The organism is Paucibacter sp. KBW04 (assembly GCF_003852425.1).
Taxonomy (GTDB): Bacteria; Pseudomonadota; Gammaproteobacteria; order Burkholderiales; family Burkholderiaceae_C; genus Paucibacter_A.
Window position 1 is genome coordinate 347,562 of the sequence record NZ_QAJN01000008.1, and the last position, 22,968, is coordinate 370,529.

General features: G+C 62.7%; 18 protein-coding genes. 10 read left to right on the plus strand and 8 right to left on the minus strand.

Going from position 1 to position 22,968, the window contains the following annotated elements:
* The first annotated feature begins 44 nt into the window (after positions 1 to 44).
* The gene (locus DBR47_RS11310; RefSeq protein ID WP_124449972.1) at positions 45 to 926 is read left to right on the plus strand and encodes a DMT family transporter; all 882 of its coding nucleotides are present in this window, start codon (positions 45 to 47) and stop codon (positions 924 to 926) included.
* A 104-nt stretch (positions 927 to 1,030) separates the two neighbouring features.
* Positions 1,031 to 2,287 carry a diguanylate cyclase gene (locus DBR47_RS11315; protein WP_124449974.1) on the plus strand — a complete coding sequence of 419 codons (1,257 nt, stop codon included), beginning with the start codon at positions 1,031 to 1,033 and terminating at the stop codon, positions 2,285 to 2,287.
* A gap of 27 nt (positions 2,288 to 2,314) precedes the next feature.
* Here DBR47_RS11315 and DBR47_RS11320 read toward each other — a convergent pair whose 3' ends face one another.
* The 4 genes from DBR47_RS11320 to alr all read right to left on the minus strand — a co-directional run bounded on the left by DBR47_RS11320 (position 2,315) and on the right by alr (position 5,667).
* Positions 2,315 to 2,740 (minus strand): PspC domain-containing protein, encoded by a 426-nt coding sequence (locus DBR47_RS11320; RefSeq protein WP_124449976.1) that lies wholly within the window; start codon positions 2,738 to 2,740, stop codon positions 2,315 to 2,317.
* A 168-nt stretch (positions 2,741 to 2,908) separates the two neighbouring features.
* A complete protein-coding gene (locus DBR47_RS11325; RefSeq protein ID WP_148090421.1) occupies positions 2,909 to 4,153 on the minus strand; it encodes a hypothetical protein in 1,245 nt (414 codons plus the stop codon).
* The gene (gene arfB, locus DBR47_RS11330; protein ID WP_124449980.1) at positions 4,146 to 4,553 is read right to left on the minus strand and encodes an alternative ribosome rescue aminoacyl-tRNA hydrolase ArfB; all 408 of its coding nucleotides are present in this window, start codon (positions 4,551 to 4,553) and stop codon (positions 4,146 to 4,148) included. Before arfB ends, DBR47_RS11325 begins: the two co-directional genes overlap by 8 nt.
* Before the next feature lie 4 nt (positions 4,554 to 4,557).
* Positions 4,558 to 5,667, minus strand: coding sequence for an alanine racemase (gene alr, locus DBR47_RS11335; RefSeq protein ID WP_124449981.1), 1,110 nt, complete (start codon positions 5,665 to 5,667; stop codon positions 4,558 to 4,560).
* Positions 5,668 to 5,813: 146 nt separating this feature from the next.
* Here alr and lplT point away from each other — a divergent pair, with 146 nt between their 5' ends.
* The 3 genes from lplT to DBR47_RS11350 all read left to right on the plus strand — a co-directional run bounded on the left by lplT (position 5,814) and on the right by DBR47_RS11350 (position 9,859).
* Positions 5,814 to 7,094, plus strand: coding sequence for a lysophospholipid transporter LplT (gene lplT, locus DBR47_RS11340; protein ID WP_124449983.1), 1,281 nt, complete (start codon positions 5,814 to 5,816; stop codon positions 7,092 to 7,094).
* A gap of 63 nt (positions 7,095 to 7,157) precedes the next feature.
* Positions 7,158 to 8,159, plus strand: coding sequence for a DUF2157 domain-containing protein (locus tag DBR47_RS11345; RefSeq protein ID WP_124449985.1), 1,002 nt, complete (start codon positions 7,158 to 7,160; stop codon positions 8,157 to 8,159).
* Positions 8,159 to 9,859 carry a GDYXXLXY domain-containing protein gene (locus DBR47_RS11350; RefSeq protein ID WP_197047006.1) on the plus strand — a complete coding sequence of 567 codons (1,701 nt, stop codon included), beginning with the start codon at positions 8,159 to 8,161 and terminating at the stop codon, positions 9,857 to 9,859. The genes DBR47_RS11345 and DBR47_RS11350 overlap by 1 nt, the downstream gene beginning before the upstream one ends.
* 55 nt (positions 9,860 to 9,914) lie before the next feature.
* Here DBR47_RS11350 and DBR47_RS11355 read toward each other — a convergent pair whose 3' ends face one another.
* A complete protein-coding gene (locus tag DBR47_RS11355; protein WP_124449989.1) occupies positions 9,915 to 10,820 on the minus strand; it encodes a hypothetical protein in 906 nt (301 codons plus the stop codon).
* 363 nt (positions 10,821 to 11,183) lie between these two features.
* On the opposite strand from DBR47_RS11355, the gene DBR47_RS11360 reads away from it, so the two are divergent.
* Together DBR47_RS11360 and DBR47_RS11365 are read left to right on the plus strand one after the other, a co-directional pair.
* Positions 11,184 to 12,047, plus strand: a complete 864-nt coding sequence (locus tag DBR47_RS11360; RefSeq protein ID WP_124449991.1) for an EamA family transporter — start codon at positions 11,184 to 11,186, stop codon at positions 12,045 to 12,047.
* 79 nt (positions 12,048 to 12,126) lie between these two features.
* A complete protein-coding gene (locus DBR47_RS11365) occupies positions 12,127 to 12,615 on the plus strand; it encodes a glutathione peroxidase (protein ID WP_124449993.1) in 489 nt (162 codons plus the stop codon).
* On the opposite strand, the gene DBR47_RS11370 is transcribed toward DBR47_RS11365, so the two are convergent.
* The gene (locus DBR47_RS11370) at positions 12,605 to 13,315 is read right to left on the minus strand and encodes a Crp/Fnr family transcriptional regulator (RefSeq protein ID WP_124449995.1); all 711 of its coding nucleotides are present in this window, start codon (positions 13,313 to 13,315) and stop codon (positions 12,605 to 12,607) included. The genes DBR47_RS11365 and DBR47_RS11370 overlap by 11 nt on opposite strands.
* Before the next feature lie 51 nt (positions 13,316 to 13,366).
* On the opposite strand from DBR47_RS11370, the gene DBR47_RS11375 reads away from it, so the two are divergent.
* A complete protein-coding gene (locus tag DBR47_RS11375) occupies positions 13,367 to 14,470 on the plus strand; it encodes a DUF2332 domain-containing protein (protein WP_197047008.1) in 1,104 nt (367 codons plus the stop codon).
* A 128-nt stretch (positions 14,471 to 14,598) separates the two neighbouring features.
* Here the strand turns inward: DBR47_RS11375 and DBR47_RS25360 are convergent, their stop codons facing one another.
* Together DBR47_RS25360 and DBR47_RS11385 are read right to left on the minus strand one after the other, a co-directional pair.
* Positions 14,599 to 16,164, minus strand: coding sequence for a methyl-accepting chemotaxis protein (locus DBR47_RS25360; protein WP_124449999.1), 1,566 nt, complete (start codon positions 16,162 to 16,164; stop codon positions 14,599 to 14,601).
* A gap of 156 nt (positions 16,165 to 16,320) precedes the next feature.
* The gene (locus tag DBR47_RS11385) at positions 16,321 to 17,916 is read right to left on the minus strand and encodes a glycoside hydrolase family 10 protein (protein WP_124450001.1); all 1,596 of its coding nucleotides are present in this window, start codon (positions 17,914 to 17,916) and stop codon (positions 16,321 to 16,323) included.
* Between the two features lie 356 nt (positions 17,917 to 18,272).
* Here DBR47_RS11385 and DBR47_RS11390 point away from each other — a divergent pair, with 356 nt between their 5' ends.
* Both DBR47_RS11390 and DBR47_RS11395 read left to right on the plus strand, forming a co-directional pair.
* A complete protein-coding gene (locus DBR47_RS11390; RefSeq protein WP_124450003.1) occupies positions 18,273 to 22,523 on the plus strand; it encodes an RHS repeat-associated core domain-containing protein in 4,251 nt (1,416 codons plus the stop codon).
* Positions 22,520 to 22,924, plus strand: a complete 405-nt coding sequence (locus DBR47_RS11395; protein ID WP_124450005.1) for a hypothetical protein — start codon at positions 22,520 to 22,522, stop codon at positions 22,922 to 22,924. The genes DBR47_RS11390 and DBR47_RS11395 overlap by 4 nt, the downstream gene beginning before the upstream one ends.
* Positions 22,925 to 22,968: the final 44 nt, after the last annotated feature.

Sequence of the window (22,968 nt, forward strand, 5' to 3'; positions counted from 1 at the left end):
TTTGATCCCTGCTGTTTTTTTTATTGTTTGCGCGCCGCCCATTCATGAAGTCTGAAATCTCCGACCGCTGGCTGTTTTGGGGCCCCACCCTGGTGTGGGCCAGCACCTGGCATGTGATTCTTTATCAGCTGGCCTCCCAGGTGCCAGTGCTCAACTCCGTCGCCTGGCGCTTCGCGCTGGCCGCTTTGTTGTTGGTCGGTCTGGCCATGTGGCGGGGCGAGAGCCTGCGTCTGCCCTGGAGCGCCCACGGCCTGATGCTGGCCACCGGCATCGTGCAGTACGGCGGCAATTACTGGTCGGTCTACGAGGCCGAACGCCACATCCCCAGCGGTCTGGTGGCGGTGCTGTTCTGTCTGATGGTGTTTGGCAATGCCTTGTCCGGCCGGGTCTTTTTTGGCCAGCAGGTCAGCCGGCGCTTCTTGCTGGCGGCCAGCGGCGGGGTGGCCGGGGTGGTGATGATTTTCTGGCCCGAGATTGCCTCGACCGGCGCCCGCCCCACGGCGGCCCTGGGCCTGGGCCTGGGCCTGCTCGCCGTCTTGGCGGCCTGCACCGGCAATGTGCTGACGCTGACCCTAACCCGCCGTGGCCTGCCCCTGGTGCCCATCCTGGCCTGGAGCATGGGCTATGGCGCGTTCTTCCTGATCTTGCTGGCCCTGGGCAGCGGGGTGGGTCTGCAGTTTGATTGGCGGCCGTCCTATTTGCTGTCCTTGCTCTACCTTGCGGTCTTCGGTTCGGTGATCGCCTTTGTGCTCTATTTCAAGCTGGCCCAGCGGCAGGGGCCAGCGCGGGCCGCCCTGACCGGGGTGGTGATTCCGGTCATCGCCTTGATGATTTCGGCCGCGCTGGAAGGCTGGCAGCCCAGCTTGCTGGCGATCCTGGGCATGGCTTTGTGCTTGGGCAGCATCTTTGCTGCCACCCGAAAGTGAGCAGAAATCTCGCTATTGCCCGAGCATGAGGCCTGGGACCCGCGCTGAAATCGGGCCAAACCGCGTATATTCAGCCGGCGTTTTTTCCCCATTTTGGAAGTTCCATGCGTTATCGCCATGCTGTATCGGCCAGCGCGACTTCCCAGAAAGCCATGGTCAAGGTCCGCCAAAGTTGGCAGACCCGTTGGGGCTTTCTGCGCCAGCTGCGTTTTGAGCCCGAGCTGGAGGCGGCCTATCTGAGCCACTCGCAGCAGGGCTTGCGTTATCAAAGCCTGATTGCCTGCCTGCTGGGCGCGGGCATCTGGTTCCTGTTTGTTTGCGTTGACAGTTATCGCCTGCAACTGTTTCAGCATCCCGGCGAGTTCCCTCTGGCCCTGTTGCAGCTGATCTTTGTTCGGGTGCTGGTCCAGGCTTGCCTGCTGATGTGCGTGCTGGCCTGTGTCTGGCCGGTCTTCAAGTACCGGCAGTCGGTGATGGTGGTGGGCGTGATTTATCTGCTGGCCCTGGGCAGCATCACGGCCATCCATTGCTATCAACGCCTGCAGCTGCAGCATGAAAGCAGTGTGCTGATCCTGGTCGTCATGGCCATGTTTTTGCCGCTGGGCCTGCGTTTCACCGCCAGCCTGGGCTTGGCGCTGAGCTTTGTGCTGACGGTCTTTCTGTTCGGCCTGCTGGTGGTGGCCGAGGAGTTTGAAGGGCCGATGTTGCAGCTCAGTCTGCTGCTTCTGATGAGCACGGCGGTGGCGGCCGTGGGGGCCTATCTGCTTGAGTATTCAAACCGCCAACAGTTTCTGCTGCGCCGCGAGCTGGAATGGCAGGCCGATCACGACCCGCTCACCGGCCTGCACAACCGGCGCTTGTTCAGCCACCATCTGGAGGCCTGCATCGGCCAGGCGCGCCGGGACGGGCGCTCGCTGGCCCTGGTCTTGATGGATGTGGACCATTTCAAGCTCTACAACGACAGCTATGGCCACCAGGCCGGCGACCAAGCGCTGAAAGCCCTGGCCGAGCTGCTCAAGGACCTGGCCGCCCGGCCACTGGATCTGGCGGCGCGGGTGGGCGGGGAGGAGATGGCCCTGATCTTTTTTGATGTGGAGGCCGGCCAAGCCCAGGCGCTGTGCGAGCGCCTGGTGCGCGGCGTGCGCGCCCTGGGGATCCCACATACCAGCTCACCGACGGCCTCTTGCATGACCGTCAGCGCCGGTTGCGCCATGCTCGGCGATGAACGTTCGGAAGACGCTCTCTACCAGCGCGCCGACAAGCTGCTCTATCAAGTCAAACACAGCGGCCGCAACGGCTCTTTGCTGGGCCTGCCGCCCCAGGCTACCCAGGCCGGCCCCGGTTTGGGCGTGGCGGCCTGAGCTCTGGCACCAGGGTTTGAGCCTTGTTCAGGGCGTGGACTTGGGTTCTTCGCTGGCACCGTTCCAGCTCAGGCGGGGCAGGTCTTTGTTCTCGGGCACCAGCAGCCACAGCAGCAGATAGACCACAAAGCCCACGCCGTTGCAGAACAGCAAGCCCAGGAACATCAGGCGCCAGATCCAGGAGGCCAGGCCGCTGATCTGAGCCAAGCCACCGCAGACGCCGCCCAGCCAGCGGTCGTCGCGGCTGCGCTGCAAGCGGTTGACGGCGGCGCCCAGTCCGCCGCCGCTGGTCTGGTTGCTATTGCTGCTGCCGAATGCCCTGCCTGTCGCGTTCGCCTGGCCGTGTGGCATGTCACCCAGCAGCCGCGCCTTGGCACGGGCAAACTCTTCGTCGCTGAGCAGGCCGCGTTGGTGCAGATCGGCGAGTTGTTCAAGATCGGTGCTGAAAGACATGAGGGGCTCCTTGACGATTCATGGCTGAGACTCCGCGTGTTGAGAGTCCATGGAACGCAGTCTGCTCCGGCCTAGAAATTGGCGCAGCTCGCTTGCGATGGTCTGCAGCAGGCGCCGTATCAAACGCAATAAATAACGAACCAAATGATCATCTTTCAGCCCCGGGGCTCAGGGCTCAGATGGGCTGTTTCGTCTTTGCAAGGCGTCAAGGATGGTGGGCCATTCGCCTTGTTCGGCTTTCTGGCTCAGATGCTTCAAGTCTTGTCTGAGGGCTTCGCATGAAAAGGGCTGCGGGTTGTCGGCCCTGAGCATCGGGGTGTTGGCGGCACGCCAGGCTTGGGCCTCGCTCAGCGCCGCAGCGCTGTAGGCCAAACTGCCTGGGGGCATCTCCAATTGGGCCGCCAGCTGCATCGCTAGCTCTTGATCAAACAAGCTACGCCCGCCCTTGGAGAGTGCGCGAGTCAGGGTGATGCATTCCTGATTGCGGTTGGCGTCTTGCTTGGCCGCTGCGCCGCAATGCTGGAGCAACCACTGCTTGCGCGACAAGCCTGCGCCCGAGTTGGCGGCTAATTCGGTCAAGCTGTAGAAAATCAGACGAGTCTGCTCTGGAACCTCGGGCGCGGCCACAAGTGTGCGCGAGCCCAGCAGTCCTTCATAACTGTCAAAGCGTTGGGCTCGCAGCAGGCCTTGCCAGGCTTGCTTGAGCTGCACCTGATCCGACTCCTTGTCGAGCTGAACCAGGAGCTGGAGCCAAGCATGGCCATTGTCCGGTTCAAGGCTCGCCCAGTCTCCGGGTCTGAAAGCTTTGCAAGCGTCCCAGATTGCCTCCTTTGGGCGCAAACCCAAGCGAAACAGGCGCGTACCGTCGGTCTCGCACTGAAGTGTGCGCAGCGCAAAGGCGCGCGGGTCCTGGCGCAATTCACTGGCAGGCGGCGGGTGGGCGCTGGCCAGCTCCTCGCTCAGCAAGGCGCCCGCCAGGCGATCCAAGACCAAGGGGCTGCTGCGCAGGCGCTGGACGATGCTTGCGCGTTGGCGCGCAAACTCGGCCTCGTTTTCCGCTCGGCTTTGCAGGGCGGCGCGCAGCAAAGCCTCGAGTTCGGCCAATGAGCGGGGTAGGCGCAGGCTGGGCTCTCCGCAAAATTCAAGCTGGCCCTTGGAGCCGCCCAGTCGCGTGCTATCGACCACCTTAGGCGGTGCAGCGCTTAATGGGGCCGAGGCTGCAGCGGCAGCATGGCCAGGGCTTGCTTCAGGCGTGGCCACTTCGCCCGCCAGCGGCTCGGCGGCTGCTTCCGTTTCGGCCTTGCCCGGGCTGTTGTCGCGCCACACATAGCCCAATACCAGCGCCGCCAGCACTGTGGCGGCAGCGAGCTTCCAGGTGTTTGCCTTGTTCTGCTGGCCCATCGCTTCAGTCAATCACCTTGCCTCGCCCCGCCTTGATGCCGCTGCGCTGGGCCTTGCCCTCCAGGCGGCGCAGCTGGGAGCCGTAGGTCGGCTTGGTGGCGCGGCGGGTCTTGGGGACGTGGGCGGCGGCCTCGGCCATCGCTATCAGGCGGGCCACCGCGTCCAGACGGTTTTGCTCCTGGCTGCGCGACTCCTGCGCCTTGATGATGATGACGCCGTCCTGCGTGACCCGCTGGTCGGCCAGGTTCAGCAGCCTGGCCTTGACCGGGGCGGGCAGGGTGGAGCGGCGGATGTCAAAGCGCAGGTGTACGGCGCTGGAGACCTTGTTGACGTTTTGCCCGCCGGGGCCGCTGGCGCGGATGAAGGAGAAGTCGAGTTCCCAGTCGGCCGGCGTCCAGTTGAGGCCGCTCATCAGATCAATCGGCGTGCTGCACGGTTACCGGCACACGCGGGGCGAGGGCGCACATCAGCTCGTAGCCAATCGTCTTGCCGGCCAGAGCCACCTCGTCGATGGACAGCAGGGCGCCCTTGGGGCCCTGGCCCCAGAGCGTGACCTCGCTGCCAAAACCGGCTTGGGGCAGATCGCTCAGGTCGACCGACAGCATGTCCATCGAGACCCGCCCGATGGTGCACGTGCGTTTGCCATCCACCAGCACCGGCGTGCCGGTGGGGCAGTGGCGGGGGTAGCCGTCGGCATAGCCGCAGGCCACGACGCCGATGCGCATGGGCTGCTCGGCCGTGAAGCTGCTGCCGTAACCGACGGTGTCACCGGGCTGCAGATGCTGGATGGCAATGACTTTGGAGCGCAGGGTCATGGCCGGGCGCAGATCCCAAAAGGCCTGGTCGTGTTCGGGGAAGTCGGGCACACCGCCATAACTCATGATGCCGGCGCGCACCCAGTCGCTGCGCACGCGGCTGTTGTGCCGCAGGGTGGCCGCGCTATTGCTGAGCGAACGCTCACCCGGCAGGTCGGCCGCCACTTTCTCGAACACCGTCAGCTGCTCGGTGATGCCGCACTGGCCCAGGCGCTGGGCGTCGGCATCGGAGAAGTGGGTCATCAGCGAAATCTCGTCCACCTGGGGCAGGGCGTTCAGCCGGGTCCAGGCGGCGCGGAAGTTCTGGGCCGAGAAGCCCAGGCGGTTCATGCCGCTATTGAGCTTGAGGAAGACGCGGTGCGGCTCGTGCGTTTTGTGCATGGCCAGCCAGTCGATCTGCTGCTCGCAATGCACGGCATGCCAGAGCTTGAGGCGGGAGCACAGCTCCAGGTCGCGGGGCTCGAAGCAGCCCTCCAGCAGCAAGATGGGGCCGCGCCAGCCCAGCTCGCGCAGCAGCTTGGCCTCGGCGAAGTCCAGCAAGGCGATGCCGTCGGCGCTGCGCACGGCCTCAAAAGTGTTGGCGATGCCGTGGCCATAGGCATTGGCTTTGACCACCGCCCAGACCTTGGCGTCGGGCGCCAAGGCGCGGGCGCGGGCCAGATTGTGGGCGATGGCGGGGACGTGGATGAGGGCTTCAATAGGACGCGGCATGGGCCGAATTGTGGCATCGGCTGGGCTGCACCGACTGGCGGCGACAAGCCTGCATGCTATAAACCCGCAGCATTCCCCCAGGATGCTGGTGCCCTCACGCCCCGTGTCACCCGCATGCCTCCTTCCCCGCAGTTTTGATTGGGCTCATGAAAAAAGGCTTTTCCATCATCATGTCAGCGCAGTTTTTCAGCTCGCTGGCTGATCAGGCTTTATTGGTCGGCGCGATCGAACTGCTCAAGACAAATGGCTCCCCCGCCTGGCAAATCCCGGCCCTAGGGCCGATGTTTGCGCTGTTTTATGTGCTTTTGGCCCCCTTTGTTGGCGCGTTTGCCGACGCGGTGCCCAAGGGCAAGGTCATGTTCTATGCCAATCTAATCAAGATCATCGGCTGCCTGATGATGTTGTTTGGCGCCCATCCGCTCTTGGCCTATGCCATCGTTGGCCTGGGCGCGGCCGCTTATTCGCCGGCCAAATACGGCATCCTGACCGAGTTGCTGCCACCCTCGCAGCTGGTCAAGGCCAATGGCTGGATCGAAGGCCTGACCATCGCCTCCATCATTCTGGGCATCTTGCTGGGCGGCCAGTTGGTGGGCCCGCACCTAGCGCCCACGCTGCTGGCATTTGATATGCCCTTCATCGACACCGGCATCGACACCCCACCCGAGGCGGCCATCGCCAGCATGGTGATCCTGTATCTGATCGCCGCCGGTTTCAATCTCTACATCCCGCGCACCCAAACCGCTTTGCAGCCCCTGGCCCACAGCCCCCTGGCCCTGGTGCGCGACTTCGCTTCCTGCAATTCGCGCCTGTGGCAAGACAAGCTGGGTCAGATCTCCCTGGCCACCACCACCTTGTTCTGGGGCGCTTCGGGCAACTTCCGCATCATCGTGTTCGCCTGGGCCGCCGCGGCCCTGGGTTACAGCACCACCCAAGCCTCGAATCTGGCCGGGGTTGTGGCCATTGGCACTGCCGTGGGCGCGGTATTGGCCTCGGTTTATATGCGACTGGACCGTGCCACCCGCGTGATCCCGCTGGGCATCTTGATGGGCGGGCTGATCATCGGCCTGAACATGATCACCCATCTGTGGGCGGCGATTCCCTTCCTGATCGTGCTGGGTGTGATCGGCGGCTTCCTGGTTGTGCCCATGAATGCGCTCTTGCAGCATCGCGGTCACAACCTGATGGGCGCAGGCCGCTCCATCGCGGTGCAGAACTTCAACGAACAGGCCTGCATCCTTGCTCTGGGCGCGCTCTACACCGGCATGACCCGCCTGGGCCTGTCGGCCTTCGCCGCCATCGCCATCTTTGGCGGCTTGGTGGCGGTGACCATGTGGGTCGTGCGCCGTTGGCACCAGCGCAACTGTGTCAATCACCGCGAAGAGGTGGAGCGCCTGCTGGTGCTGGCCCGCTGCGACGAGGTGCACTGAAAAAATCCGGCGCAGCTCTGCGCTTACCATGCCTCTCGGAAAACACCGGAGGCGAGGAAGCGCATGGACTTACGCTTGGCTTTGTATCAATGGGCGGGCCTGCATGGCCTGAACGCGGCGCAGCAGGCGCGGCTGGAAGACTTGGCCGGCCTGGGTGCCCAACCGCCCGCCCTGGCGCGGCGTATGCGCCAAGGCCTGGCGGTGCTGGCCGCGGGCTTAGGGGGCTTTGGCCTCATCCTCTGGCTGGCCGCTAACTGGGAAAGTTTCGGCCGCTATGGCCGCTTCGGCCTGCTGCAGGGCTTGCTGGTGGTGATGGGCCTGGGGGCTTGCAGCCTGCGCGGGCGCCAGGCCTCGGCGGCACCCGCCCTGGGCCTGATGGTCTTGCTGTTGCAGGGCGGCTTGTTCGCCTATTTCGGCCAGACCTACCAAACCGGCGCCGACCCCTGGCAGCTCTTCGCCCTCTGGGCCGCCCTGGCCCTGCCCCTGGCTCTGGGTCTGCGCAGCGATGTGCTCTGGACGCCCTGGGCCCTGGTGGCGATGACGGCCTTCTCGCTCTGGGCCGCCAACCGCCTGGGTCATTCCTGGCATTTTGCTGAGGGCGCAGCCCAGATCTATCTGCTCAGCTGGGGCTTTTCCTTCCTGCTCTTGCTGGCCTTGGCCGCGCCCTTGCGAGCCTGGACGGGGGCGGGCGATTGGTCCTGGCGTCTGGCCCTGACTCTGGCCGCATTCAATCTGGGCTTCACCGGCTTGCTGAGCCTGTTCTCGCAGCGGCTGAGTCCGATTTATCTGCTGGCCCTGGGCCTCTTGGGCGCGGGGGCTTGGCTGCTGAGTCGACCGCGCGGCTTTGAGGTCTACGGCCTCAGCCTGGTGACCTTGACCCTCAACGTGCTGCTGATCTGCGGCCTGGGCCGCCTGCTGCTGGAGGGCGGCAGGCATGGTGACCCGATTGGCGAGTTCTTCATCCTGACCCTGGCGGCCGCCGGCCTGCTGGCTCTGTCGGTCAAATGGCTGCTGGGCTTGTCGCGCCGGCACGAGGCCGAGCTGGCTCAAGGAGCTGCGAAATGATGGCTTCGACATCCCAAAAACTTCAGCAACTCTGGTCCGCCGCCAGCGCTGAGGGCTTGCTGCCCCCAGATGCGCAGCCGCCCCAATCCGTCGCCAGCCGGCCCTGGCCGGTGGTTTTGATGACGGGCCTGGGCGCCTGGATGGTGGCCTTGTTCTTGTTGGTTTTGTTGGCCTTGATGTTGAATGACGCGCTGAAGGGAGCGGGCGGCGTTTTGCTGGGTGGCTTGCTGCTGGGCCTGGCCGCATTTTTGCTGCGAGAGGACGGTGCCAAGGCGGGCAGCGCTGCCGACAACAGCGGCTCGCTCTTTCTGCAGCAATTGGCTCTGGCGGGGTTGCTGGCAGGTTTTGCCTTGCTGGCTTTTGGCTTGGCCGAGGGGCTCAAGATTCCCTACCGCTACTGCATGGGCTTGCTGCTGGCCCTGGCCTTGATGTTGCTCCGCCTCTTGCCCCAGGTCTGGTTGCGTGTGCTCTTGGGTGCCGGGGCCGCCTTCTTGTTCTTGCTGATGCTGCAGGCCGGGCGTGATCCATGGGACGCCATGGGCCTCAACAGCGGCCTCGCCTTGATCGCCAGCTTGCATCTGGGCATGCTGGCCTGGCTGTTGATGCTGGGTTCGCAGCATCGGTTTCTGCGTGGCGGGGCTCAGGCTGGTCATGCGGCGGCGCTGGAAAGTTTGGCTGTCGGCTGGCTGCTGCTTTGCCTGGCAGGCCTTGCCTTCAGCTCGGGAACGGCGTTCTTGCTGGCGGGCAATCGGGGTGTCGGGGAGATGGGTGAAATCCATGGCCTGCTCTACGGCCGACGCGCGGGCGGCGGCTTTTTGCAGTTCTGGCCCCTGGTCTCCAGCCTGCTGAGCCTGGCTGCCGCCGCTTGGCTGCTGCGCGCCTGGCCGCTGCTGCGTCAAGCCTGGTGGGTGCTGGCTGCCCTGGGCGTGGCCGTGCTGGCCTACTTCAACCCCTGGCTGGGCGCGGCACTGCTGGCGCTGGTCGTCTGCGCTGTCAGCGGGCGTTGGCGTTTGGCTGGGGCGGCCGGTCTGGCCTGCGTCTGGATGATCAGCGCCTTTTACTACCAGCTGAGCTGGCCTCTGGCCGACAAGGCCCTGGTGCTGGTGGCGGTGGGCGCCTTGCTGGCGGCCGTGGCCTGGTGGGCGCAGCGCGCCGAGGCCAGCCCAGCAGAAGCGCCCCAGCCTGCGCAGATGGGTTCTTCGCACCGGCGCGTCTGGTTGGGCGTGGGCTTGGGTGTCCTGCTGACCCTGGTGGTGGCCAATGTGGGCATCTGGCAAAAAGAGCGTTTGATCGCCCAGGGCCGGCCCATTCTCGTGCCCTTGGCGCCGGTGGATCCGCGCTCCCTGATGCAGGGCGACTTCATGGTCTTGAATCTGCAGGTGGGCCAGCCCCGCTTCGTCGGCGCCAGCGAGGCCCTGGTCGATCTGCTCAGCGAGCAGCCGCGGGTGATTTTGCGGTTGGACGAGCGCGGCGTGGCCGTGGCTCAGCGGCCCGATGAGGGCGGCGCCTTGGCGGCCGACGAGCTGCGCTTGCAGCTGGTGCTGAAGAAGGGCCGCTGGATTCTGGTCACCGACGCCTTCTACTTCAAGGAAGGCGAGGCCGAGCGCTATGCCAAGGCCCGTTTCGGTGAGTTCCGGGTGGACGGCTCCGGCAAGGCCTTGTTGGTGGGCTTGCGTGGGGCGGATTTGAAGCCACTTTGAAGGCTTGGCTTGCTATTCGGGGCTCAGGTCTTGATCTGGCCCCGAACAAGCGGCCTCAGCTGCGCCGTTTGCTGACCGGCTCCACGGTTTTGACCCCGTTCAGCACCGCCTCCACATGCTCGGACCAGGCCCGGGCAATCTTGAAGCAGCCGCTGTGGTTGAGGTGGATCTCGTTGTGCCAGTCGCCGCTGCTGCCGCTGCTGCCGGGCGTGGCTGGGGCCAGGGGCACGGTGGTGGAGTCAAACACATGCAGGCCGGGGAACTGTTCTTTGTCGGCTGCCATGCTTTTCAGCAGCAAGGCCAGGTGGAAGACCATCAGCCGACTCACCGCCGCCCAGTCCGCCGCCGGCAGGGCATAGGCCTTGAGGGCCGGGTAGAGCCAGGGGCCGGATTGGCCCAGACCCACATCCTCGGCACCGGCCGGGCGCGGCATGGGCACGGCATAGCAGTGCATGAACACCGGCTTGCCCACCGAGGCGCCCTGGTCGCGCAGGGTCAGCAGATGGCGCACATTGGTGCGCAGATATTCGCTGTAAGTGGCCCAACCGGGTTCGGAGAAATAGCGCGCCACGCCGGTCGAGGGCGCACCCCATTCGGTTTGGTGGCGCAGCAGGCGCAGATGCAGGGGCACGCGCTCGCCGTCGGCCTGGTGGGCGGGGGTCTGGGCGGCGGAGATCAGGTCATTGCCGCCCATGGACAGCAAGACGCCATCCCAGGGCGGGGCCTCCGGGCTGCTGAGCAGGCGCACGAAATCGGGGGCCGATTCCAGATCGACCAAATGGCTCAGGGCGCCGCCCTTGCCGGCGCAGTTGACGGCGCAGGTGGGGTCTTTGTAGACCATCTCCTGCAGCAGATTGGCGTGCGCCTTGATCTTGTCGTCGGCGGTGGAGAACCAGGAATCGCCCTGGGCCAGCAAGCGCCAGCGAAAGCGTGCCAAGTCGGGGGCGGGATGGGACTGCAAGTCTCCCGGTGTAAAGCAAGCCAGATGATCCAAGTGAGGCTCTCCCTTGTATGTGCAGAGCGTTGCAAGAACAGATGACAGCGAATTCGACGTTAGTCCGGCAGCCCGCCTGGGCCTTCGGCTCAGGCAAAAGCAGCGTGCTATAAACCTCGGGCATTGTTGGCCGACAGGCTTGCGTCTGCCAGCGTTTCGGGTCTTTTTTTGGCGCTTTTTGGGCGCCTTACCCGGCTTTGTTGCGGCCGACCAACCTCTGCTCGCTCCGCCTCCCGCGCTTGCACAACGCCGCCTCTGGGCCGCGTTGTCTTGTAGCTCCCTTGTCGGGCTTTTTCAAGCCCATAGATGTCGCCCCCGCGAGTTTTTTTGATGGCTGTTCTCGCCCTGATGTTCAACGCCCTGATCTGGGGGCTCTCGTGGTGGCCGTTTCGGCAGTTCCAGGCGGTGGGGCTGCACCCCCTGTGGACGACGGTGCTGCTCTATGTTTTGTCCTTGCTGGTAATCAGCGGGGCCAAGCGCCAGGCCTGGCGCGAGTTTCTGCGCACGCCGGCCCTGTGGCTGGTGATGGCCGCCGCGGGCTTGACCAATACCGCCTTCAACTGGGGCGTGGCCACGGGTGATGTGGTGCGTGTCGTGCTGCTGTTTTATCTGATGCCGCTATGGGCCGTGCTGCTGGCCCGTCTTGTTCTGGGCGAGCGCCTGACCCGCCTGGCCGTGCTGCGCATGGCCTTGGCCCTGGGCGGCGCGGCCGTGGTCCTGGCGCCGGCGGGTGGCGGCCTGCCCTGGCCGGCCAGTCTGGCGGATTGGCTGGGCGTGATCGGCGGCTTCACTTTTGCCCTCAACAATGTGATGCTGCGCCGCCAGGCCGGCAGCAGCGGTGAGGCGCGCGCCCTGGCCATGTTTGGTGGCGGGGTGGGCGTGGCCGGGGTGGCGGCCACGCTGATGGCCGGTGGCGGCCTGATCGCCTGGCCCAGTCTGCCCAGTGCCCTCTGGCTCTTGCCTCTAGCCGGCATGGCCTTGCTGTTCTTTTTGTCCAATCTGTCCCTGCAATACGGGGCCAGCCGCCTGCCTGCCAATGTGACGGCCATCATCATGCTGACCGAGGTGCCGGTGGCTGCGCTGTCCGCCCTGTGGCTGGGCGGCGGCGGTTTGGACCTGCAGACCGGCTTGGGCGGGGCCTGCATTCTGGCCGCCGCGCTGCTGGCGGCGCTGGAGCGTCAAGGCGCGAAATAGGCCTGCCTGGGCAGAAATCGGTCGCCCCGGCTACCATCGGCGCCAGCTGATATGGCTGCGAACAACAAGGAGAGCTTGCATGGCCCAGAGCGCGTTTGATTTCCAGGCGGTGTCTATCGATGGCAAACCGGCCGATCTGGCCAGCCAGCGGGGCAAGGTCTTGCTGATCGTCAACACGGCCAGCGCCTGCGGCTTCACGCCGCAATTCAAAGGCCTGGAAACCCTGTGGCAGGACCTGCGCGATCAGGGCCTGGTGATTGTGGGCTTCCCCAGCAATGAGTTTGGCGGCCAGGACCCGGGCAGCAATGAAGAGATCTCGTCCTTTTGTGAGTTGAACTTCGGCGTCAGCTTTCCCATGATGGCCAAGGTCAAGGTCAACGGCGCCGATGCCCACCCGCTGTGGCAATGGCTGAAGGCGCAAAAGCCCGGCTTCCTGGGCACCGAAGGCATCAAGTGGAACTTCACCAAATTCCTGGTGGGCCGGGACGGCCAGGTCATCAAGCGCTACGCGCCGAATGACGCGCCGGAAAAGATCCGCGCCGATATCGAGGCCGCGCTCAAGGCCTGAAGCTCGGGGCTAGCCACAGCCGCCCGTAGCTGCGCCGCAGCTGGCCCTGCGCTTCCGCCTGGGCCAGCAATTGGTTGACGGTCTGGCGGGACAGACTTGCCTGCGCGGCCAGCTCGGCCTGGGTGGCGCGCAGCGCGATCCAGTCCCCCTGCGCCTTGACCCGCTCCGCACGTTGGGCGGCGAGCTGCTGCAAAGCCATTTGAAAGCGCTCGGCCGCTGTGCGGTGCCGGGCCGCTTCCAGCAGCTTGAGATTGCCTTCAAAACGCTGGGCGAAATTGCGCATCAGGGCGCGCGCAAAACCGGGCCAGGCGTCCATCAAAAAGGCATAGGCCTCGGGGCCGATGACCAGCACCCGGCTGGCTTGCCGGGCCAGGGCCTCATAGCTGCTGGGTCGCTCGGTAACAAAAGCGGCCAGGCCGAAGAGCTGCAAGGGCTGCAGCAGCTCCAGCACCGAGACCTCGCCGTCCGGGCCGGTGAAGCGCGCCTCGATCTCGCCCTCCAGCACGGCGTAAAAAGCCCGCGTTGTTTGGCCTTGGCCGAACAGGCTGCGGCCCGGGCTCAGCTTGCGGCTGGGCATGAGCGGCTGGGCTTGCCTGAGCAGGGCTTCGGGCAGGGCCAGCTGCGGGAAGTTGTGGGCCAGTAGCTCGCGCAGAGGGCAAGCAGCTTCGGCGGCGCTGGCGGATTTGAAATGTGCGCTCATTTGTCGGCTACTTTACATTTCAAACTTGGCCGGCCCACTAAGCTGAGGCGCATGAACGATAGCGATCAACTGCAGGTCTGGGCCCGGCGCTTCCGCCACTTTGCGCGAGTGGACTGCCCGCAGGACCCGCTTTATGTGGCGATCTGCGAGGCGATTGCCGACACGCCCGAGCTGCTGGCATTGATGAGCTTGGCCCCGGCCGGCCAGGCCAAGGTCAATCTGCTGTTGGCCGCCATCCACGAACGGATCTTGGCCGATGCGCCGCATCAGTTGGCGGCCTACTTCCCCAGCGTCGGTGGCGCTCGAATGCCAGATCAGGCCTTGCCCGGCCTGCTGCTGGACTTTGTGCGTGCTCAGCGCCCGGCGATTGAAGCCCATCTGCGCCACAGCAAGACGCAGACGAATGAGATCGGCCGCTGCGCCGTGTTGTGGCCGGCGCTGCAACACATCGCTCGCCTGCGGGGCCGCGAGGCCCTGAGCCTGATCGACTTTGGCTGCAGCGCCGGCCTGAATCTGGGCGTGGAGCGCTACCACTACCGCTATTCCAAGTTCAGCCTGGGCGCGGCCCCCGGCCCCGGTGTGCCGGTGATCGAATGCGACTGGCTGGGCGAGGCTCCTGAGCCCAGGCCTCAAGCCTGGCGTTTGACGCAGCGTCTGGGGCTGGATCTATCGCCGCTTGATCTGCGTGAGGCATGGGCCCTGCGCTGGCTGCAAGCCTGCTTGTGGCCGCATGACCGCGAGCGGGCGCAGCGCCTGCAGCAGGCGGTGGCCTTGAGTCGCGGCCATGAGCCCGAGTTGCAGCAAAGCGCGGATGCCTTGGGTCTGCTGGAGCAGCGTCTGTTGCAAGAGCCGGCCTGGGCGGCCAGCCAGCCGGTCTTGTTCAATAGCTGGGTGCTTTACTACTTTGAGCCCGCAGCCCTGGCCCAGCACCGCGCCCGCGTGGCCGAGCTGATCTTGCGGCATGGCCTGGTCTGGCTCAGTGCGGAGTCGCCCTCGCAATGCCCGCCGGGTTTGCGGCCAGCGCCCCTGCTCGGCGGTTTGCAAGAGGACGCCGCCACCTTGTGGACCTTGCAATGGGCAGAAGCTGGGCGGCTGTGCCAGCAAGCCCTGGCCTGGTCGCACCCGCATGGGCGCTGGCTGCAGTGGTTGGCTTAGAGCGGCTAACAAAACTCTCCTGGCTGCGTTGTGTTGCCTTGCCGTACTTTTCGTACTGTCTGCGACAACACGCCTTGCCAGGACCGCTTCGCTGAGCTTTGTTAGCCGCTCTTAGTTCAAACCAAGGTTTAGGCTCTGTGCCGCCCTTGTGAGCTGAGCTTGAAGACCTCCACCATCTCCAGCAGCGATTCCGCCTGGCGCCGTAGGCTTTCGGCCGCGGCGGCGCTTTCCTCCACCAGGGCAGCGTTTTGCTGGGTGGTCTTGTCCATCTGATTGACCGCCTCGCCCACCTGGGCGAAGCCTATGCTTTGCTCGCCGCTGGCATGGCTGATCTCGGCCACGATCTGGGTCACCTGCTCGATGGCCTTGACCACCTCCTGCATGGTGTCACCCGCCTGGTCCACCAGCTCGGAGCCGCGCTCCACCCGCTCCACACTGGCGCTGATCAAGGTCTTGATTTCGCGAGCCGCCTCGGCCGAACGGCCGGCCAGGCTGCGCACCTCGCTGGCCACCACCGCGAAGCCGCGGCCTTGCTCGCCGGCGCGGGCCGCCTCGACGGCGGCGTTCAGGGCCAGGATATTGGTTTGAAAGGCGATGCCGTCGATGACGCCGATGATGTCGGAGATCTGGCGGGAGCTGTCGTTGATGCCGCGCATGGTGTCCACCACCTGGGCCACGACGGCGCCGCCGCGCTGGGCCACGGCCGTCGCGTTCTGCGCGAACTGATTGGCCCGCTGGGCGCCTTCGGCATTGCGCTGGAACACGGCGGTCAGCTGTTCCATCGAGGCCGCCGTCTGCTGCAGGGCGCTGGCTTGCTCCTCGGTGCGTTGGCTCAGATCGCTATTGCCTTGTGAGATTTCGGCCGAGGCGGTAGCCACCGATTCGGAGTTGCGTCGCACGCCGGTGACCACCTGGGCCAGCTTGCTTTGCATGTCTTGCAACTGAGCCATCAGGCTGGAGGAGTCGCCGGGGCGCAGCTCGATGGGCGTGCTCAGGTCGCCGGCCGCCACGCCACGAGCCAAGGCCGCGGCCTCGGCGGGTTCGGCTCCTAGCTCGCTGCCGATGGAGCGCACCATCAGATAGCCAAACACCGAGGTCAGCAGCAGGCCCAGCAGGGTCGCGCCAACCGACAGGGCGCGTATGGTGTTGAAGCGCTGCTCGGCCTCCAGGTACTCGCGCTTGGCCTCGTCGAACTGCAGCTTGACCAGAGCGGTGGCGATTTCGTTCAGCGATAGAAACAAGGGGGTGATCTTGGTGCGCAGCAAATCCGCGGCGGCGATATCGTCTTTGTCCCGCAAGGCCTTCAGCGCGGGGCTCAGAGCTTCTTGTACAAAGCGCTGGCGGCGTGCGGCGAACTCCTTGGCCAGGCCGACTTCTTCCTTCGTCAGCTCGGTGGCCATATAGGCGGCCCAGAGGCGGTCGATGGTGGCCACATTGGCCTCAATGTCGGCGATGTTCCGGCTGATGGTGGCGGTGTCGGCCACCGAGGCGGTGACGGCCAGGCGGTTGGATTGCACCAGCAGCTGGATCTGGCTCAGCTGGTTGACCGGCACCATGCGGTCGTCATAGACCCGGTGCAATGCGCCGTTGGATTGGCTGATGCCATACATGCCCATGGCGCCCAAGATCATCAACAAGAACGAAGACAGACCCAGCAGCAAGAGCAGGCGGGTGGATATCTTTAACTGATTCATGACGACTCCCCAGACGACTTGTTGTCGCTCACGCGCGAACTAACTAGTTACGCGAGCGGGGTTATTTTGGGCGTATGTCGCACGCCCTGGCCTTGTCAATATTTACCCTTGGGCCTGCGCAGAATCGTCATCCGCAGCGGCTGGATCTGCCTTGCTTCAGCCCACTTTGTAGGCGCTGCGCGGGCCTTCAACGCCGGTTTGGCCGAGGGCGGAGACGACCAGGGCGTTCAGGCCCTCGGCCGGGATGACGATGTCGGGCCCGCTCAACAGGCTCCAACGCTCGCCGTGGCGGCACCAGACGAGGTAGCGGCGCGGGCTCTGCTCGGGCACCGGGGCGGGCGTGAAGCCCAGGCGCCAGGCCAGGGGCGGCACTGGCGTTGCGGCTTGAGCCGTGGCCTGCGCGCCGCCGGGGGAGGTGACCGACATCAGCAAGGCCGGTGGCAGGGCGGCGGCGGGTTTGGCCTCCAGCCAGGGCGTGGCCGGCACCAGGGCGGGCTCGGTGTAGACGCTTTTCTTCAGATGATCGGCCAGGCCGCGGCGGTTCTGGCGCAGGGCGATCATGCTGAAGTGGGCATGGCCGCTGCCTGGTGCTTGCGCGCGCTGCAGCTGGATCTGGCCGCTGATCTCCTCGATGGGCCAGCTGTCTGCCTTGTCGGTCACCTTGCTGGTGAAGAGGCCGGGCCAAATATGGCGCTGCAAGGGGTTGAGGCCGCGCCAGCAGTTCAGCAGCACGCCAAAGGCCTGCGGTGGCTGGTTCATGGGCCAGTAGAGCTGGGGCACCAGATAGTCCATCCAACCTTGCTCCAGCCAAAGCTCCACATCGGCGTAGAGCTTGTCGTACTGGCTGAAACCGGCGATGCCGGCCGGGCGCAAGCTGGGCTTGGGCAGGCCGAAGGGGCTGATGCCGAAGCGCACCCAGGGCTTGCTGCTCTGGCGTATCGCCGTGTGGATGCGCTGCACCAGCTGGTCCACATTGCGGCGCCGCCAATCGGCGCGGGCCAGCGTGCCGCCGCCCTGCAGGTAGCGCTGCCAGCTGGGTTCGTCGGGGAAGTCGATCTCCTGCTTGGCGTTGGCTGGCTCGTTGACGGGGTAGGGGTAGAAGTAATCGTCGATATGGATGCCGTCTACCGCATAGCGTTCCAGCACATCCTGGATGACGGCCAGGCTGTGGTCGGCCGCGGCTGGCTCGCCCGGGTCTATCCAGAGCTGGTCGCCGTAGCGCTTGACCCACTGCGGCTGGGTCTGGCTTACATGGCTGGCATGCGGTTCCGAGCGGGCCGTGGACTGGCGGGCCCGGAAGGGGTTGAACCAGGCATGCAGCTCCAGACCGCGCGCATGGGCCTCGCTGATCCACAGCGCCAGGGGGTCGTAAAAAGGCTCGGGCGCCTGGCCCTGCGTGCCGCTGAGGTATTCGCTCCAGGGCTCCAGTTTCGAGTCGTAAAAAGCGTCGGCGCTGGTGCGGATTTGAAAAATGATGGCGTTGAGCTTGAGCGCCACTGCCGTGTCCAGCAAGGCGCGCATTTCTGCCTGCTGCTCGGCCGTGCTCAAGCCCTTGCGGCTGGGCCAATCGATATTCGCCACCGTCGCCACCCAGGCCGCGCGGAACTCACGCGGCACCGGCGGCGTCTGGCCGGCCAATTCGGGCGCTGGCGTCAGGCTCGGCACGGCCGGGCTGAGATGAAAAGGCGATCCGGCGCAGGCAGCCAAAGTGGCCGCGGCGGAGGAGGTCAGGAGGGTACGGCGGGTGAGCATGGGGAGGGGGCTGAGCGGGTGGAACTTCACAGCGAATGCATCAACGACACGAGAGTTCGTTCAAAACCCTATGTGCAGTGCCATCTATTGAAATCGGCAGGTCTATTGCGTTGAAATATTTCCAATAGCTGGTCTATTGCCTGCAATCTTCTCACTGCATGCTACGTCGATCCAAAGTTCGGGCAGTTGCGCGAAGTTTTGCAGCCCTAGTCCGGCCAGAAATTATACCTTTGTCAACTGTAAGGCTTGACAGCTATTGGCAAGGAGAAATACTTTAGACCATCAGGCATCAACAAATTTGCATGGCGGGCCAATCGGTAAGGACGTCATTGCGTATCGATGAATGAGATTCGAAAATGAAAAAACAAATTTCCAGACGAGTGTTTGCACTCTTGCTTGTCAGTTTTATTTTTCAATCGCATGCTGTATTCGCTGGCGAAGAGCCTGAAAAACTACCGCCTGTCACAGTTATCGGAAAGCGACAAACAGTCTTTGAGAGCTTTGGTCTTCGTGGGAGTGTTTCGCTAAGTGGATCAGAAGGTAATCGACCGGCGATACTAGAGAGGGTTGTTATTACAGGCGCGCGACAAAATCCAGGAAGAAACCTGATGGCAAAGTTGATTGCTACAGGAAATTCTGACTTGGTTAGGGATTGCGGCAGTGCAACAAGAAACCCGGTGGTGATTCAGACCGGAGAGAAGTTTAAAATAGAAAAAGACTTTTCCGGAGGTGGGCTTTATGGGTTGGATTTGACGCGAACCTATCGAAGCAAATATGGAAGGGGGTCATTTTTTGGGTCGAACTGGCAGTCAACATATGACTTTCCAAAATTGAGTCCTATGAGGGCGTGCAATCAAAGTGAAGGTCCGCTTGGTTGTGTTCCTCTTAAGGTGAACATGACTTGGCCTGATGGAACAGAATATAGTTTTGACTTGACCCTTGGTGAGTTGCCGGAGCGAGCAATTTATTTGTCTAAAAGATCAGCTGAGGCTGGTACTTTTGAGTACTTTGGTGGCGCTGTTTGGACCTTGACCCGGAATGGTAAAATTTATTTCTTTGATGCGACGGGTTATATTTCTGAAATTGATTCTGAAGATGGGGTGCCACTTGTATATTTTGTGAGAGATCCAGGAAATCCGCAGCGGGTTGTGTCGGTGAATAATGGTCGTGGGCAGCAAATTCAATTTATCTGGAACGGCGGAAAGGTCTCGCAGGTAAAAGATTCGAATGGAAATTCATGGGGGTATACATATAATTCTAATGGAATGTTAACTTCGGTTACTTCTCCTGGTCCATCGCCGGATGTGCGTAGTTACTATTATGAGGGCTCGTATGGAAGTTATTTGCTGACTGGTATTGGAATTAATGGGGTTCGCTACAGTTCATATGTATACGACTCTGATAGAAAGGTCGCAGTTAGTGCCTTGGCAGGAGATGTGGAAGTAGACCAGTTTGCTTACAGCGGATTTGGTACAACGGTCACAAATAAATGGGGAATAAGCACTGACTATTCGTACGAAGCAATTTCAAGCCAGGATGGCTTTGGGTTGAGTGGCGTATCTCGACAGGGTACGTCGGCGTGCGGTGCAGCTCAATCGAAGGTGGTTTATGACCAGAACGGCTATATGGATTATTCATTGGATTGGCGCGGTGTGAAGACGGAGTTTAACTTTGATTCAAATGGAAAACTTTTGTCTAGAACCAGTGCGGCAGGCACTTCCGTAGCGGAAACTGAAGTCTTTAGTTGGCAAGGCGAACTCCTTCAAGGTATTGAATATAGCGATTCGAGCGGAGTTTTTGCAAGAAAGAGCTACACCTATGTACCAATGTCATCTGGTGCGGGTGGAGGTAATTTGGCGAGTGAAACACTGACCGACACATTGTCGGGGCAAAGTCGTCAAGTAATGTACTCATATTCCTACCAGACGGTTGCATATGTTCCATCTCTACGTTCGATTGTCGAAACGAGGACTTCGACTCTGGGCAATGAAGTTGTTACCCAACTGTATGACGCAGCTGGTAATCTCACGTCGTATGTTAATGAAAAAGGACATCAAGTTAGTTGGGGTAACTTTGATGGAATGGGACGGGCACGTCGAGTCGTCTGGGAAAATGGACAGGTAGCCGAAATATCCTTCGATGCAAAAGGATTGAAGACGAGTGAGTTGACTCATCTTCCGACTGGTGATCGTACCGTTTCTTATGTTTATGATCACGATAGAAACATTACTGATATCTATTTTCCGAATGGGCAGGCTACTCGATTTAGATACAATGCTGCTTCAAAGTTAGAGCAGGTTGGGAATGCTCAAAATGAATTTTTGAGAATAGAGCAGCCTGCCGCTTCAATTATTGAAGCTCGGCAGATGACGGTAGGGCGAGCATTGCCGTCTTTTAGTGGTTCAAGTGTTTTTGCTACCTCTGCCAGCCAGTTCGTAAGTACGATTAAGTTCGACGGGGATGGCAGAGCTTGGAGAATTGTTGGAAATAATGGCCAGCAGACCGAATTTGGCTATGACGCCAACGGAAACCTCACCTCCCGCAGCGACGCCGCCGGCCACACCAGCCATTACGAATACGACGCGCAAAACCGCCTGATCACCAGCGTCGCGCCAAACGGTGACACGACGCGCCTGCACTACAACGCCCGTGGCCAGCTGGAATATGTAGACGACCCTCGCGGCCTGCGCACCAGCTACACCTACAACGGCTTTGGCGACAAGCTCTCTCAAACCAGCCCCGACACCGGCACCACCAATTACAGCTACGACAACTGGGGCCGCGTACTCACTGAAACCAAGGCCAGCGGCCAAGTCACCAGCTACGCCTGGGATGCCCTGGATCGAATGGTCTCCCGCAGCTCCGGCGGCGTGACCGAATCCTTTGGCTACGACGCCGGCACCTATGGCAAAGGCCGCCTCACCAGTGTCAGCGATGCCTCCGGTAGCACCAGCTACGAGTACAGCGCCGCAGGCGAGCTGACCAAACAAACCCAGGTCACGTCCGGCCAAACCTTGGTCACCACGTGGAGTTACGACGCTGCCGGCCGCCTCACCGGCATGGGCTACCCCACCGGCTTGTCGCTGAGCTACAGCTACGACGCCTACGGCCGCCTGAGCGGCATCAGCAGCAACCACAGCGGCGGCTGGAGCACCCTGGCCAGCAACTTCCTGTACCAGCCCGCGACCGACCGCCGCTACGCCTGGCGCTTCGGCAACGGCCTGCCGCGCCTCATCACACTGGACACCGACAGCCGCGTCACCCAGCTCGACAGCCAAGGCGCCCACAAGCTCAGCTACGACTACAACAACAACGACACGATCTGGCGCATCAACGACCTCATCTACGGCAGCCAAACCAACACTTTGAGCTATGACGCCAACGACCGCGTCACGGCGGCCAGCAGCGGTGTGATGAACCACAGCTTTGCTTGGGATGCCGCCATCAACCGCAGCAGCCAAACTGCCGCCGGTGGCTACCTCAGCCACAGCGTGGCAGGAAATAGCAACCGCTTGTTGTCGGTGAACGGCGGGCAGTGGCGCAGTTTCGGGTACAACGCAGTTGGCAACGTCACCAGTGAGAGCCGCTGGGACGGCAGCCGCTCTTACGGCTACGACAACTTCAATCGGATGAACTCAGCGACCGTGAATGGAGCCGTCAATTTGTACATCCAGAATGCGTTCAATCAGCGCGTTATCAAGGCCACGCCGTCCACCTACACCCGTTACGTCTACGGCCCAGGCGGTGAACTCTTGGCGGAACTTGGCCCCAACACCACCAGCTATGTCTGGCTGGGCAGTGAGCTGCTGGGCCTGGTTCGCAATGGGCAGTTCTACGCCAGCCATAACGACCATCTGGGGCGGCCCGAAGTGATGACCAACGCAGCAGCCCAAGTGGCGTGGCGTGCGGTGAACACCGCCTTTGATCGGCAGGTGGTGCAAGACTCAATCGGCGGCATGAACATCGGCTACCCCGGTCAGTACTTCGACAGCGAGACGGGGTTGTGGAATAACTGGCATCGCTACTATGACGCGCAGCTGGGCAGGTATTTGCAGAGTGATCCGATTGGGCTGGCGGGTGGCATCAATACGTATACATATGTCGATGGCAACCCGATCAGCTTGATTGACCCCACAGGCGAATTTGGTGTTCCCGGCGCAATCGCTGGCGGAATCATCGGCGGCGTCAGTGGCGGCCTTGGCGCAGCGGCAACTGGTGGCAGTGTTTGGCGCGGTGCCTTGCTAGGGGCGGCAAGCGGGGCATTTGTAGGCGGCACAGGTGCATGGATTGGGGCGTCAATTGCCGGACAAGTAGCCTTGCGTGCGGCGACCGGCGCCGTCGGGAATGCTGTCGGACAGATGCAAGGTGTCGGTGACCCTTGCTTTTCGGGTGTGAACGTTGGCGCGATTGCGGGTTCCGCATTGGGTGGGGCGCTAGGCGGAGTCGTTTCACCAGGCGCTTGGGGCACCAAGTTTGCTGGCTCGATGGGGAGTCAAGTTGCGCAGCGAGCCGCCGCCGGGCTGCCGGGGTCTGGACTTTCGGCAACGGTTAGCTTGGCCGGGAATCGGATGGGCGCAAGCGACGCGAAATGTGGGTGCGGGAAATGAACCCAGACACGCGCTGGAAGGTCTTTGCGGGATTGGGGACTGGGGCCTTCACCTTTGCCCTCTATGCCATCTGGAAAACTTTGCTCTATTTCAAGACAAGTAGTGATACGACGGGTGCTGCAATCTTTGGCTGCGTAGCGGTTTGTCTGCTGTTGGTGGCTGGGCTGCATTGGTACATGGCTGTCGGGTTCAAGGTCGGACAGCTTGACCTCGCGACAGGTTCGATGGCGGCCGCGACTTTGCAGAAAGGCAATCGAGTTGTCATTGATTCGCAAAAGGTGCAATTTGTTCGGAGGCTCGACACCGACGATTCGAGTCTTGCGGCGAATGACCGTTACGTATTCTTCATCTGCGCCAATCGACCGTGGGTGTGCAAAGAGTCCCAGTTCCAGGTTGCCTGATGCTGCTACGTGCCCGGCACACCGAAAGTCCAAATGTGCTCGGA